The sequence below is a fragment of the Pantoea sp. Ap-967 genome, from assembly GCF_011752565.1.
Taxonomy (GTDB): Bacteria; Pseudomonadota; Gammaproteobacteria; order Pseudomonadales; family Pseudomonadaceae; genus Aquipseudomonas.
Genome location: NZ_VWXK01000013.1, coordinates 74,838 through 87,895 on the forward strand (window position 1 = coordinate 74,838; position 13,058 = coordinate 87,895).

Sequence of the window (13,058 nt, forward strand, 5' to 3'; positions counted from 1 at the left end):
CAATGATAAGAACATGCTCTGGCACGCTTTTCGTACCCCTTCTGGGACTTGCCATCCCTTGCGTATCGCAAGCCGACTTCCTGAGCGATAGCAAGGGTACGCTTGAGGCCCGAAACTTCTATTTCAGCAGAGACTTCCGTAGCGACGCCTCTGCCCAATCGAAGCGTGAAGAGTGGGCTCAAGGCTTCATTCTTCGGACTCAGAGCGGCTATACGGAGGGTACTGTGGGATTCGGACTCGATGCCATTGCCATGCTGGGTAGCAAGCTCGACTCGAGTCCGGATCGCACGAGTACCGGTCTGCTGCCAAAACAGGGTGATGGACGCGCAGCCGATGAGTTTTCGACCCTCGCCCCAACCGCCAAAGTGAAAATCTCGGCTACCGAACTGAAGGTTGGCGCTCTGACGCCTACTTTTCCGCTGCTGGCGGCCAACTTCAGCCGACTCGTCCCCCAGGCCTTCGATGGCGCGCTATTGACATCGAGCGACATCGAAAACCTCTCTGTATCCGTTGGCCGAATCGAAAAAGTAAAAGCCCGCGACTCCTCGAACTTCGAAGATATGACCATTACGTCCATGTCGGGAGCGTTTTCCGGCTCTGCGAGCAGTAACGGGATGGACTACTTGGGACTTGATTACAAACTCGGCTCAAGGCTCATTCTGAGCGCTCACCACGCCACGCTTGATGACATCTATCGTAAAAACTACCTGGGGCTGCAGTACAGCCTGCCGATCGGATCAGGTCGGGCCTTTACTGAAATCCGCTATTTCGACGCTGGCAATGAAGGACGCGCCATAGCCGGGAACGTGGACAACAGAACACTGAGTACAAACCTGGGTTACAAACTGGGCCCTCACACAATCAGCGGAGGGTATCAAAAGAGCCGCGGGGCTTCGGCGTACCCCTACCTCGCCGGCAGTGATACCTACCTGTTCAGCGAAATGCTGGTTAGCACGTTCGGCATGGAGAATGAGCGGGCTTGGCATGCCAGATACGACCTCGACTTTGTCGCGTTTGGGATTCCTGGGCTCACATTTACGGCCAGGTACGTCCGAGGGGATCAGATCGATCCTGAGCAAGTGTCCGGAAGGAAAGCAGCCAATCTGCGCAGGTCGAACGACGACGGCACTGAATGGGAGCGCTCGACGGACATCACCTACATTGTGCAGTCGGGGCCGCTCAAGGATTTCTCGATCCGCTGGCGTAATGCGACGTATCGTTCGACCTACACGAATAGCGCAGACGAGAATCGGCTGATCGTCAGCTACCTCTTCAACTTCTAAGTCAGTTCTACCGTACATAGCCTGTATGAATTCAGGCAGAGGCTCAATCTATTATATGGTCAGGACGCCATTACCTTGAATCGAGGCGATTTTAAATATAATTATCAAGTAATTTCGATCACTTAAATGTGCTGCATAATTCTCACAGCTTGACCAACCCATTCAAGAGTTTTGAAATATTTTGTTTAGCCTCTGAGAATGAGGGGTACCCACCTGTCATACAGCCATGAACAGCAGCTCCTTCCACATAGGCATATAAAAATCTCGATGCAACGCAACCGTATCGTGAATTCAAAGCGCCGATGGCGACGTTTCTCCACTCATGCAAAATACCATGATGACATGGCTTCCCTAGCAAAAACCAATAAAACTCCATTACAGCCTTTTTGCTTGGACTGTTTTCTCGGTTTCCGCCAGATGCAACTAATGCTAAGTAATCGCCAACCTCTTCACTTTTAGAGCCAACTAAAATCTCTGTATCTAAAAATCCACCAACATAGGGGATATACCTTGCTGCTGCCTGGCCAATGACCTGATCTAAACCGTCGAAATAGTATGTGATTGTTCCAGGTGATACGTCCGTCCTCAAAGACAATTTTCGATAGGTCAACTTCCTTATGCCCTCGTCTAAAATAATCTCTACAGCAGCATCAACAATGTCTTGCCATTTCCCAGAGGTGCCATGCGCTCCTTTAGGTCTACCCCTTTTTTTCATAGAGCAGCAATCCTTAGCGCTAATAGAGTGCAAATCACAACAAAAAGGCTCACCCTAAACACCATTGGTGTCTTAGGCGAGCCTATCTCAATCTACAATTAACAGCTTGATTAGAACACGGTGGTCAAAACTTGCTTACTGACCGCTTCCTCAATGCTCAGTGCTGCAAGCCAAGAAGTCTTGACATTGTCGGGCAACGGATTGTTAGCAAGCCAAATCCCCAACTCGCCGAATGCACCTTTCACCTTAACTTCATGAACGTTCTTCTGGACGGTAGGGTCGGCGACCAATTCAACTTGAGTCGCATCAAACCCGACACCAGACAGAGCAACGGCTGCGGTGACGTTAGCATTTTTCGGGAACTTCATGGACGCTTCAGCTGCGGTACCACGGAAAATAGTTGTTGGGACGGTGATACCTGCCAAGTCAAACTCCTGCTCTGCCGGAGTACCAGTCCAAGCCTGCGGAGGCTTACGCCCGGTATAAACCACTTCATCCAGGCCTGCAGCCCGAGCTGAACGCATAGCGTCAAGGCCGCCAATTGCACCCGATACCAGAATCAAGCGAGCACCGCCTTCCTCTGCAGCAGCTTCAAGATCCTTAGCCAAGGCCTTGTCAGCCAATGCGCCGATCGAAGCAATGACAACGTCCACACCAGCCTTAAGCACAGGCGGCACAACATGAACCACAGCACCATGCCCTGCGCATTCAATAACGAGGTCAGGCTTCCAACTGATCAGACTTTGCGCATCCGAGAAAAGCTCAATGCTGCTTTCTTTAGCAAAGCCTACGGAAGCTGCGGATGGGTCGATTGCGGCGTATGTTGCCTCAGGGAGGTGCTGGGTCTTGAGTGCATTCAAGACGCGTTTGCCGATTGCACCAAGACCGATAATGCCAACACGGTTGATAGTCTTTGTAGTCATTTTTGCGTCTCCCAGAAATTACGCAGCAGGGATGTATATACAGAAGTACGAGTAACCGGCGCAAAATGCCCGCCGCTCAACTCAATAAGTTTCGCGCCTGGAATCAGACGAGCCAACTCTTCGGAATGGTGATAAGGAATGATAAAATCATCCTGAGCACCAATTACGCATGCAGGGAGAGCAATATGTTTCAATTCATCCCGGCGAGTATAGCTCTGCAGCATATCCATCCGAGCTTGAGTCATATCCACATCAACTTCGGATGGCGCGCTGTAATCCAGAGTCTCGTCAACAGCAAACTGCTCGCCATACCAGCTAGACGGATACGCCACTAAACGGGTCATCGCGTTATAAGCGGTACCGCCCAGATTAGCCAAGACAAACTGACGATAAGCAAAGAAATCCAAGAACCGCTTATCCGGCTTTGTCCATCCACTGCTCAAAACGATGGATTTAACCCGGTGCGAATGGTCAAGTGCCATTGCCTGTGTGACGAGCGAACCCGTCGAGTGCCCTACAATATGAGCACGTTCGATACCACAGGAGTCAAGGACAGAAAGCAAAGCATCTACGATACCGGGAATTGTCGGTTTCCCGACAATTCCACTCTGACCTACACCTGGGTGATCGAAAGTAATCACACGGTAATCGCCAACCAACTCATTGACAACGGGCTGCCAAAAAGCACTCAAACCGCCCAAACCGGAGACCAATACGACCGCTTCGCCTGCCCCCTGGTCTACCGAGTAGATATTCTTACCCATGGTGCACTCGCTTAATTCTTGGTGTAAGCAAACACACCGCTTGCTTCAATTTGTTCAATGTTCGATGGACGCTCAAACGGTTCCGGAGCTGGCTCGCCATGAGTACGAGGACGACCGACATCACGGAAGAAATCTTCCAGTCCGCTTGGGTTCATGAACCAAACCCAGTGAAGATCAACGTCGCCGGTGTTTTCGAAAGTATGCGAGTTGTGCTCACCCAGGAAGAGAGTAACGCCAGGCTCGAGCTTGTATTCCTTGCCATCTACAATGGCAGTGCCGGTGCCAGAGACGAAGTGCAAGACCTCTTCGTTGGTGGAGTGCGCGTGCTCACGTACACGACCTCCCGGTGGCATCATTTGAGTACCAACGGAGAAATTGCGATTCATTTTGAAAAGATTCGGGGACACGGCTACCGATACATAGCCGTTCGCTGGCTTCGGCTGCCAGTAACTAGCTTCGGTTTCGCGAGTCACGTAAACCAAGGAGCCTTTGGTTACCTGGGTTTCAGTCTCATTTACTGCTTGATTGCTCATAATTATTCCTCTTATCAAACCAATGCAAAGACAGCATTCACGGACTCGTAAACGATTACATTTTTTTGAATAGGAAAGCCGTGCTTCCTCGCCGTCACCTCAGACGCAAGCCCGGGTGGTCAACCGATGGAAAAAACGGCATCCCTCATGACACCTTTGTAATCGTTTACTTTTCCGCTTGCAAGCGATTTCGACCAGCGAGAGGCCTACTCTCCGATTGCTTTTTACCGCAGCGCCGCCCTAGAGCGGTTGACGCAGATCAACAAATTTTTGCCCACCGTCGAGCAGGCAGTCGCTCAGGAACCAAAGAGTTGTTGCCTTGGCTGTCAAAGCAGCCCGCATCGAGTAGGCAGGCCGATGAGGACATGCAAAGCCATGCCCGACACCCTGGTGAATCTCGAATGAAGCGTCCCCACTCATCTCGATAAGCGGCTGCAACGTCCTTACCTCATTCATCGTGATCAGATGGTCTTCTGCTGCAAAGTGAAACAGGAACGGAAACGCCATCGACCTAATACGCTCCGCTGTGCTAGCGATTCCACTTCCGTAGTAGCTGACTCCCGCACTGAGCTTCGGATTGTCTGCTAGCTCGTAAGCGAGCTTTCCACCCATACAGAAGCCAACAACCCCCATCCGACCTGTCACGGCATCAAGCCGCTCAAGAAAGTCGACAGCCAGATCAAGATCGCTCTTCGCCTGAGACACATCCAAAGACTGGTAGTGGAGGTATGCACGCTCAGTTCCGCTCTGGTCGTAGCCAAGCTCCACGCGATGCTCGCTTCTCCAGAAGACATCGGGAGCCAGCACAACAAAACCTTCAGCTGCGTACTGGTCTGCAAGCTCACGGATGTGCGCGTTAACCCCCCAAATTTCCTGTATCAACAGTAGGCCGGGCCCGGAGCCCTCGCGCGGCAAGGTCAAGTAGCCGGAAAAGCTGTCAGGGCCATGCCCGGAAATATCAATCCAACGCCCCACGGCAGCCCCTTGCGCAATCAGAAATAAAATCAAAATCAACGTAGAAAAAAAGCCCGCGTGAACGCAGGCGAACGAGTGTGAGAAAGCCTAACGAAGCAACGGCCCCCAGAGCCTACTAGCGGGTGACCAAACCCAGTAAACCTCCGCAGCCTCATGCTCCACCTCAGACCTGGGGCATGAAAACCAAGCTTGAGATGCATAAATGTAATCGTTTACAAGGCCGCTCGTCAACCGTGAAATCAAGTCCTGCTGAGATCCGAACACGTAATGGCCAAGCACTATCAATACGCCACTGTAATCGTTTACGATCAGATCAACAATGATAAATCAGGGAATTGAAATGCAGTTCTTGCAGCTTGGAATCAAAGGGCGGATTGTGCTGTTCTCAAGCCTATGCCTTCTAGCGGTCGTGGGGTGTCTCGTCAGCTTCTCAGTGATGCATCTACGCGTCTCAACCGGTGTTGTCTCGGATCTGAGCTCCAAGTCACTGAGCGACTCTGCCCTGCTTTACTTGAGCTCGGCAGCAAATGAACAAGCCCACGTCATCCAGGAACGCTTCATCGTTGGCAACACGTTTCTGAACACCGTCGGAAACCAGCTACTGCAGCTGCGAAGCTTGTCCTCTCTTGACTCCAAACTTTCCCGCCGTTTGGAAGCCTTCAACCTTATCGAAGGGCAAGTAAAGCTGACCCCAGCAGTGCTTGGGGTCGCCCTCGCTTTTGAGCCAGACGCATTCGACGGCAAGGATAGCGAATGGATCCGTGGGCAAAATCACACAGGTAATGAGACTGGAAGGTTCGCCGCGTTTACCTCCACAAAAGAGAGCTTCACGATCCCGGGAGCGGACTTGGTTGATGATGGTGCCCCGAGCAAAGAGTGGTACAACTGCGCGAAAAAGAGCCTGAAGACGTGCGTATTGGAGCCTTATAGCTACGTTCTAGACGGACACACTACCCTCATGACAAGCATCGCGACGCCCTTAGTTGATGAGGGTAATTTCGTGGGGGTAGTGAGTGTTGATCTGACACTGGAAGGCCTAGACCAAGGGGCTCGCGAGGCAAGCACCAATCTCTACGGCGGCAAGGGCAATGTGACTTACCTCAGCCCTAAAGGCCAAATCGCCGGCACCAGCGGATCGTCTGATCGTTTGGGCCAAGCCTGGAAAACCTCTGACAACACCCACTGGAGCAGCAATGTCGATCAAGCTCGTAGCCTTGGGCAGACTGTTGTCGAGAAGCACAATGACGAAACGCTCAGTGTAGCAGTCCCCTTCGTTCCTACCCCGACCTCCGCTCCATGGCAGGTTATCTTGAATGTACCGGTTGTCACTCTGATGCAGCCTGCTCAAGCGCTAGAGAAGACGCTGAAGTCCTCAAACGAATCGAGTATCCAAACCCAATTATTCTTGGGCCTAGGAGTAGCTTCTGCAGGGCTTCTTGCCATGTGGTTTCTGGGTAACAGCATCAGCTGGCCAGTGAGCCGCGTGTCGGAGATGCTGGAGCAAATCGCAAATGGCGACGGTGACCTCACTCAGCGACTAGCCAGCAATCGCCAGGACGAGATCGGCAGCCTAGCCAAGTGGTTCAATCTGTTCCTAGACAAGATCCAACCGGTTATCGCAGAGCTAGGAAATACATCTCTTCAAGTACAACGATCTGCAGATACAGCCGCCGATGCCGCGGCCCAAACGAGCAGTGATATGGAACATCAGCTCCGAGAGGTGGAGCAGGTCGCCACTGCCGCACATGAAATGAGTGCCACCTCCCAGGATGTAGCACGCAACACAGCACTGGCCGCCAGCGCAGCCAGAGAAGGTGATGAAGCAGCACGCCAGTGTCGCAAGCTTATGCTGGATACCCAATATGCCATTGAGTCGCTCTCAGAGGGCATGAACTCGGCCATGGCCGACGTCCATAGCCTGGCTCAAAACAGTTCCACCATCGGCGGGGTTCTGGAGGTCATCAGATCAATCGCAGAGCAGACAAACCTGCTTGCCTTGAACGCGGCAATTGAGGCCGCGAGAGCCGGAGAGAGCGGACGGGGGTTTGCCGTGGTAGCCGATGAAGTCAGACATCTTGCCAAGAGAACTCAGGATTCCATCAGCGAGATCCAGGTGGTGATCGAGCGCCTGCAAGATGGCACCCGAACCGTTGTGGAAGCCATTGAACATCAGCATCGAAGCGCCAGCAGCAGTGCAGCTCAAGTGGTGGGTGCCACGGCAGCACTGTCGAAAGTGAACGAAAGCATCGACGTTATCGCACAGATGAACCTCCAGATCGCAAGCGCCGCCGAAGAGCAAAGTGCCGTATCAGAAGAGGTGAACCGCAACGTCTCTGCGATCCGAGACGTAACAGGGGTCTTAGCGGGCCAGGCGAAATCCTCAGCAGAATCCAGTCAACACCTTAGCCAGCTCGCCGACACCCAACAGAAATTGGTTAGCCGCTTCCGAACCTAGTCGATTGGCGGGCATCTCAGATGCCCGCTCCCTCACACATTTTCGGGCGCTAGTTTTTTATCTTGAGCGCCACGCCGTAAATGACAGCCGATGCAAAAGCCAAGACGGAACTGATGCTGAGCGCCAGGGAAAACGATGAGGTTTGTTCCACTAGAACCCCGGTCACAATGGGAGCGGCAGAGCCCCCAAGGTACCCACCAAAAGTCAGCAAACTGCCCATGCTGGCTACGAATCGGGTATCGACCATTACGCCAACCATGGCCCAAGTCCCGACATTGGCAAAATAGATGAAGAACATCGACGTGGAGATGGCGATCAGGGCAACCGTTAACGACGGTGTGTAGGCCGCCACTAAAGTGGCAATACCCGCCCCCACCAAACCGCCGCAAACCGGAATTTTCCGACTTGCCGAAATGGAAAATCCTCGGCGAGCCAACGCATCCATCAAAAAGCCGCACGACAACTGCCCGACTGTCCCCAGCGCGTAGGGAATTGCAGCCATCCAACCTGCCGTTGCGATGCTGACATGTCGTTCCATCTGAAGATAAACCGGCAGCCACGACATGAACAGCCAGATGGTATAGATGACCCCTGCAGATCCAAAAATCATCGCCCAGGTGTTCAGTGATTTGAACAGGCCCAGCCACTCTGCAAAGTTGATCGGCCGCGTCTTCTCCACGCTCGCCACTGGAAGCAAATGGCTCAGCTGATCACGATTGCGATAAAACATGAGCCACGCGCAGCCTAACGCGATACCCAAGGCACCCAGGACGATGAACATCCCTCGCCAGCCCATCGTCAGCATCATGAACGTCAGCAGCGGGGGCGCCAGTGCGGGTGCCACTGTACCCGCAATGAGAAACAGACCTGTCGGCCCTCCTCGCTTTTCCTTATCGAACCATTCGCTGACAGCTTTGGCACTCGCAGGGTAGTGAGGAGACTCACCAACGCCCAGCACTGCGCGCCCGATCAGCAACTGTGTGAAGCTGTTAGCAAGTCCGCAGAATGCTTGTGCTGAAGACCATATGATCAGCCCCCACCCTAGAACGAGCCTTGCCCCCACTCGATCAAGCAGTAAACCAACCGGTAGCTGGGAACACGCATAAATTAGAGAAAACGCGGACAGTAAAACCCCCATCTGCGCAGGGCTGAGTGACAGCTCCTGAGAAATTAAGGGGTTGGCGATGGCAAGCGCACTTCTGTCCAGATTATTGATCAGGCCGGCAACAACCAGCATAGAAAGGGTCGTGACCTGCATCCGCTTTAGTGAAGCGGCGCGCCATTGAAGTGTTGAATTTGTTGTATCCATGGCAATAGTTTCCCATCCCGCCAGGGCTGGCAGAATTATCTGTGGTCAAAAAAAAGCCCAGCAGGCTAGCTGGGCTTGTCTTTCACTTGTTCTTACGCCAGGTGTCGCTCAGCGTGTAACCCGTAGGGAACGGGTCATTCGGATCAAGCACATACTGGTGGAAACCAGTCAGGAAAGCTTGACCCTTGATAGTTGGGCGAATGCCGGGAACACCACCAACTGTCAGCGTCTCGGCAATCTCGCCAACAAACTCGGTACTCAGGATCGACTCATGGATGAGCTTCTCGCCCACCTTGATCTGGCCGCGGGCATGCATGACAGCCAATCGAGCACTGGTGCCTGTACCGCAAGGCGAACGATCCATGCGACCTGGCGAAACGATCACGCCGTTTCGGGCGCGCTTACCTAACGGATCATCGCGAACAGGGCCGGCGAACAGCGTTTGGTTGATGGTATGGATCTCCGGCTGCTCTGGGTGCACGGCGGGCAACTGCTCGGCGGCAGCGGCTTTGATCTGCTCGCCGACAGTCACCAGATCAGCAGCTTCATCAGGAAGAATGCCAAACCCAAGCGCTTGAGCATCGGCCAGTACATACATCATGCCACCATACGCCGCGTCGACTTTCAGCGTACCGAGGCCGGGTACCTCGATCACTTTATCAAGGCCGATTACAAAGCAAGGCACGTTCGAGAACTTGACGCTCAACACCTTACCGTCGCGGCACTCAGCTTCGACGCGCACCAGACCACCCGGGGCCTCAAGGGCGAGATGAGTAACCGGCTCCACCATTGGGATCATTCCCGTTTCGAGAAGCACAGTTACAGTACAGATGGTGTTGCTGCCGGACATCGGAGGGTAGAACTCCGACTCCATGATCACAAAACCCGCATCTGCTTCCGGGTGATTGGAAGGCAACACCAGGTTGACGCACTGGGTGACAGTCCCTCGAGGCTCCTGGAGGATGAGCTTGCGCAAATCGTCTCCCTTCGTTTCGAGATACTTCATTTTGTCGAACATCGTTTGGCCTGGAACATCCAGCACGCCACCGGTGATCACGTCGTTACGCTCGCCGGCTACGTGGGCGCCGACCACGTTTACCATTCGTTTGAATTTCATTGTCGTTCTTCGCGTAAATGATGCTGACTGTCGTAGCGAAGGGTGGGTCGAACCCACCCTCCCCCTTGTTAGTCGACGGTATTCGGCAGAACAGGAGCACGCTCACCCATTTTGATGAAGGTGGACTTGGTCTCCATGAACTCGCGCAGGCCGTCTACACCATTTTCACGACCATAACCGCTCTTCTTGAAGCCACCGAAGGGCAGCTGCGGCGAAGTCTCGAGGTAGGTATTCACAAAAACGGTACCGCTTTGCAACCGCTGCGAGACCTTGATCGCCTTGTCGACGTCCTTAGTCCACAGGCCATTGCCCAAGCCGTATTCAGTGTCGTTGGCCAGCGTAATCGCTTCGTCGACAGTCTTGAAGGTGGTAACGGTCAGCACTGGGCCAAAGATCTCTTCTCGGAAGATACGGTGCTCAGGCTTCACGTCGGTGAAGATGGTCGGCCCGACGAAGTAGCCTTTGTCCAGACCATTGGCGGTCAGGCGATCGCCACCGTATACGAGACGAGCACCTTCTTGCTTGCCGATCTCGATGTAGTTCAGCACGCTTTCCATGTGTTGAGCATGAATCAGTGCACCCACTTGGGTCTCTGCATCCAGCGGCAGACCAACAACTACTCGCTTCGAGCGCTCGATCAGTTTGGTGACAAACTCTTCAGCAACGGATTCTTCAATCAGAAGGCGTGTGCCTGCAACGCATTCCTCACCCTGGTTGAGAATCACCCCGAACAGGACACCATCAAGGGCCGCATCCAGATCAGCATCTGCGAAGACCACGTTAGCTGCCTTGCCACCCAACTCGAGTGCTACACGGGTCAGATCCGATGCCGCTGTGGCTGCGATCTGCTTGCCCACACGGGTCGAACCCGTGAAGGAAATCATCGAAACGTCAGGGTGACGAGTCAGGCGATCGCCTACCTGCGCACCGGTACCCGTCACGACGTTGATCAGGCCAGCAGGGAAGCCGGCCTCAGCCGCCAGCTTGGCCACTTCCAGAGCGGTACCCGATGTCAGCTCGGAAGGCTTGATTACCACTGGGCAACCTGCAGCCAGCGCATACGGCAGCTTCTGGAACAGGCAGACCATTGGGAAGTTCCAAGGTACGATCAGACCAACGACACCACGTGCTTCATGGGTCACCAAGCCAAGCTTGTTATCGCCCAGGTGGCTATAAGCCTCGCCCTGGATGTTCCAGGCCAGCGAAGCCGCATAACGAGTCAGCTCAGCCGACCACAGCACTTCACCCTTCGCATAAACGACAGGCTTGCCCACCTCCTCGGCCTCGATCAGTGCCAGGCGATCAGCATCACGCTCGATCAGGTCAGCCAACTTGCCAAGCAGCTTGGCACGCTCCGAACCCGGAACAGAAGACCACGCGCCGCTGTCGTGCAGCGTCTTGGCTACCAGTACCGCGGCATCGACATCAGCTTCAGTGCCGGCGGCAAATTTGGCCAGCAGCTCACCGTGGGCCGGAGAAGTCCGCTCTACATATTTGCTTTCGGCGGGTGCGTAGGTAGCCCCATTGATCCAATGATCGTACTGACGAACGCTCATATCAAAACCTCTATAACTTTGTATTCGTTTACATTTCTGTCCAGCATACGCTGCTGGATCAGGCTCGAAAATCGCTCGAGGGCTGTTCGAGGCCCAAGGGTTGCAGACGACGCGTTTCAATGGCCACAGCTGCACTCAGCGTAAGCACCGGGGCTTCTTCCGTCGAGGTCATCGCGACCACTTGGTTGGGGTCGGAAAACTCTGTCCCCCACAAACCGCATAGACGCTTGCGGGCCTCTCCCTTAACGCCACCGATCTGCTGAATCACACTGGCTGCTTTACCCGTGGGGCAGCGATAGCTGTGCAGGTAACGTGCGGCCGCCAGGCCTGCCTCACCCTCATCCAGCTTGGGAATCAACACTTGGAGAAACTGCTGGCTGACATGCTGTGCTGCTTGGGGCAAAAACTTCTCGCGCCAGTCATCGATCTTGATCAATTCCGCACGAAGGTGCGTTCGGGCATCCAACGACTCATACCGCCATACGTGCCGGAAAGACACCGTGTCGCCGATACGGTCGTACCAAAGCCCTCGCAACTGACCAAAGTCATTGCCGCGGATGGGCATGCACATACTGGTGAACAGCTCCCAGTATTGCTCCCAGGCCTCCACACTGAAGGTGTACTGACGCAGCTCATCGATCATGGTTTATTACCTCACCAGGCGGTATAGCCGCCGTCGACAGTGAACATAGCGCCAGTAGCGAAGTTCGAGTCCTTGGACGCGAGGAACAGGATCATGTTGGCGATGTCGATCGGCTCACCCATCTTGTTCAGCGGCGAGCGCGCTTCCAGGCCCTTCTTGAAGGCAACCGGATCTGGCACGGTTTCAAAGATTTTGTCGTAGTAGCTCGATGCGATTACGCCCGGAGCCACGCTGTTGACGCGCACGCCATCCAAGGCGTGATCCAGAGCCATTGCACGCGTCAGCGCGGCCACGCCACCCTTAGCGGCGACGTAGGCTGCACGATCCTTGATGCCGACCACCGAGATGGTCGAAGCCAGGTTCACTACCGAGCCACCGCCACGGCGGATGATTTCTGGCACCGCGTACTTCGAACAGAGGAAGACGCCTTTCAAGTTAACGTCCACCACCTGATCCCAGGTGTCTTCATCCAGGGTCACGACGGTGCCGAGGGTACCGAAACCAGCGTTGTTGACCAGGATGTCGAGGCCGCCAAAATGAGCCACGGTTTTCTCAACCATTGCTTTGACTTGCGCGGCATCAGCAACATCGACCTGCACTGCGATCGCGGCTTCACCCAGCTCGTCAGCGACCTTGCTGGCGAGTTCGATATTGCGGTCAGCAATGACCACCTTGGCACCTTCCTGCACGAACAACTTGGCGGTGGCTTCACCGATGCCAGCGCCGGCGCCGGTGATCAGGGCTACTTGGTTCTTGAGCTTCATTTGTCTTTCCTTCAGGAGTTC

The 13,058-nt window shown here is 54.2% G+C and carries 12 protein-coding genes; 2 read left to right on the forward strand and 10 right to left on the reverse strand.

The features are described from left to right. The first annotated feature begins 2 nt into the window (after positions 1 to 2). On the forward strand, positions 3 to 1,283 hold the full coding sequence (locus F3J45_RS15690) for an OprD family porin (protein WP_167064223.1): 1,281 nt from the start codon (positions 3 to 5) through the stop codon (positions 1,281 to 1,283). Between the two features lie 142 nt (positions 1,284 to 1,425). Here F3J45_RS15690 and F3J45_RS15695 read toward each other — a convergent pair whose 3' ends face one another. From F3J45_RS15695 to F3J45_RS15715, 5 genes are all read right to left on the reverse strand, one after another. Further along, on the reverse strand, positions 1,426 to 1,998 hold the full coding sequence (locus tag F3J45_RS15695; RefSeq protein WP_167064226.1) for a TetR/AcrR family transcriptional regulator: 573 nt from the start codon (positions 1,996 to 1,998) through the stop codon (positions 1,426 to 1,428). A gap of 110 nt (positions 1,999 to 2,108) precedes the next feature. Beyond that, on the reverse strand, positions 2,109 to 2,921 hold the full coding sequence (locus F3J45_RS15700) for an aspartate dehydrogenase (protein ID WP_167064229.1): 813 nt from the start codon (positions 2,919 to 2,921) through the stop codon (positions 2,109 to 2,111). Continuing rightward, positions 2,918 to 3,685, reverse strand: coding sequence for an alpha/beta fold hydrolase (locus tag F3J45_RS15705; RefSeq protein WP_167064232.1), 768 nt, complete (start codon positions 3,683 to 3,685; stop codon positions 2,918 to 2,920). The genes F3J45_RS15700 and F3J45_RS15705 overlap by 4 nt, the downstream gene beginning before the upstream one ends. An 11-nt stretch (positions 3,686 to 3,696) precedes the next feature. Further along, positions 3,697 to 4,218 carry a cupin domain-containing protein gene (locus F3J45_RS15710; RefSeq protein ID WP_167064235.1) on the reverse strand — a complete coding sequence of 174 codons (522 nt, stop codon included), beginning with the start codon at positions 4,216 to 4,218 and terminating at the stop codon, positions 3,697 to 3,699. A 240-nt stretch (positions 4,219 to 4,458) separates the two neighbouring features. Next, the gene (locus F3J45_RS15715) at positions 4,459 to 5,193 is read right to left on the reverse strand and encodes a dienelactone hydrolase family protein (protein ID WP_167064238.1); all 735 of its coding nucleotides are present in this window, start codon (positions 5,191 to 5,193) and stop codon (positions 4,459 to 4,461) included. A gap of 340 nt (positions 5,194 to 5,533) precedes the next feature. Here F3J45_RS15715 and F3J45_RS15720 point away from each other — a divergent pair, with 340 nt between their 5' ends. Beyond that, positions 5,534 to 7,648, forward strand: coding sequence for a methyl-accepting chemotaxis protein (locus F3J45_RS15720; protein ID WP_167064241.1), 2,115 nt, complete (start codon positions 5,534 to 5,536; stop codon positions 7,646 to 7,648). Positions 7,649 to 7,697: 49 nt separating this feature from the next. On the opposite strand, the gene F3J45_RS15725 is transcribed toward F3J45_RS15720, so the two are convergent. From F3J45_RS15725 to F3J45_RS15745, 5 genes are all read right to left on the reverse strand, one after another. Further along, positions 7,698 to 8,957, reverse strand: a complete 1,260-nt coding sequence (locus tag F3J45_RS15725) for an MFS transporter (protein ID WP_167064244.1) — start codon at positions 8,955 to 8,957, stop codon at positions 7,698 to 7,700. A gap of 82 nt (positions 8,958 to 9,039) precedes the next feature. Then, positions 9,040 to 10,074: a proline racemase family protein gene (locus tag F3J45_RS15730; RefSeq protein WP_167064246.1), complete on the reverse strand. Its 1,035-nt coding sequence runs from the start codon at positions 10,072 to 10,074 to the stop codon at positions 9,040 to 9,042. Positions 10,075 to 10,142: 68 nt separating this feature from the next. Beyond that, the gene (locus F3J45_RS15735; RefSeq protein ID WP_167064249.1) at positions 10,143 to 11,630 is read right to left on the reverse strand and encodes an aldehyde dehydrogenase family protein; all 1,488 of its coding nucleotides are present in this window, start codon (positions 11,628 to 11,630) and stop codon (positions 10,143 to 10,145) included. 58 nt (positions 11,631 to 11,688) lie between these two features. Beyond that, complete coding sequence (locus F3J45_RS15740) at positions 11,689 to 12,273, reverse strand: NIPSNAP family protein (RefSeq protein WP_167064252.1); 585 nt, start codon at positions 12,271 to 12,273, stop codon at positions 11,689 to 11,691. Between the two features lie 11 nt (positions 12,274 to 12,284). Further along, positions 12,285 to 13,052, reverse strand: a complete 768-nt coding sequence (locus tag F3J45_RS15745; protein WP_255432052.1) for an SDR family oxidoreductase — start codon at positions 13,050 to 13,052, stop codon at positions 12,285 to 12,287. Positions 13,053 to 13,058 lie beyond the last annotated feature (6 nt).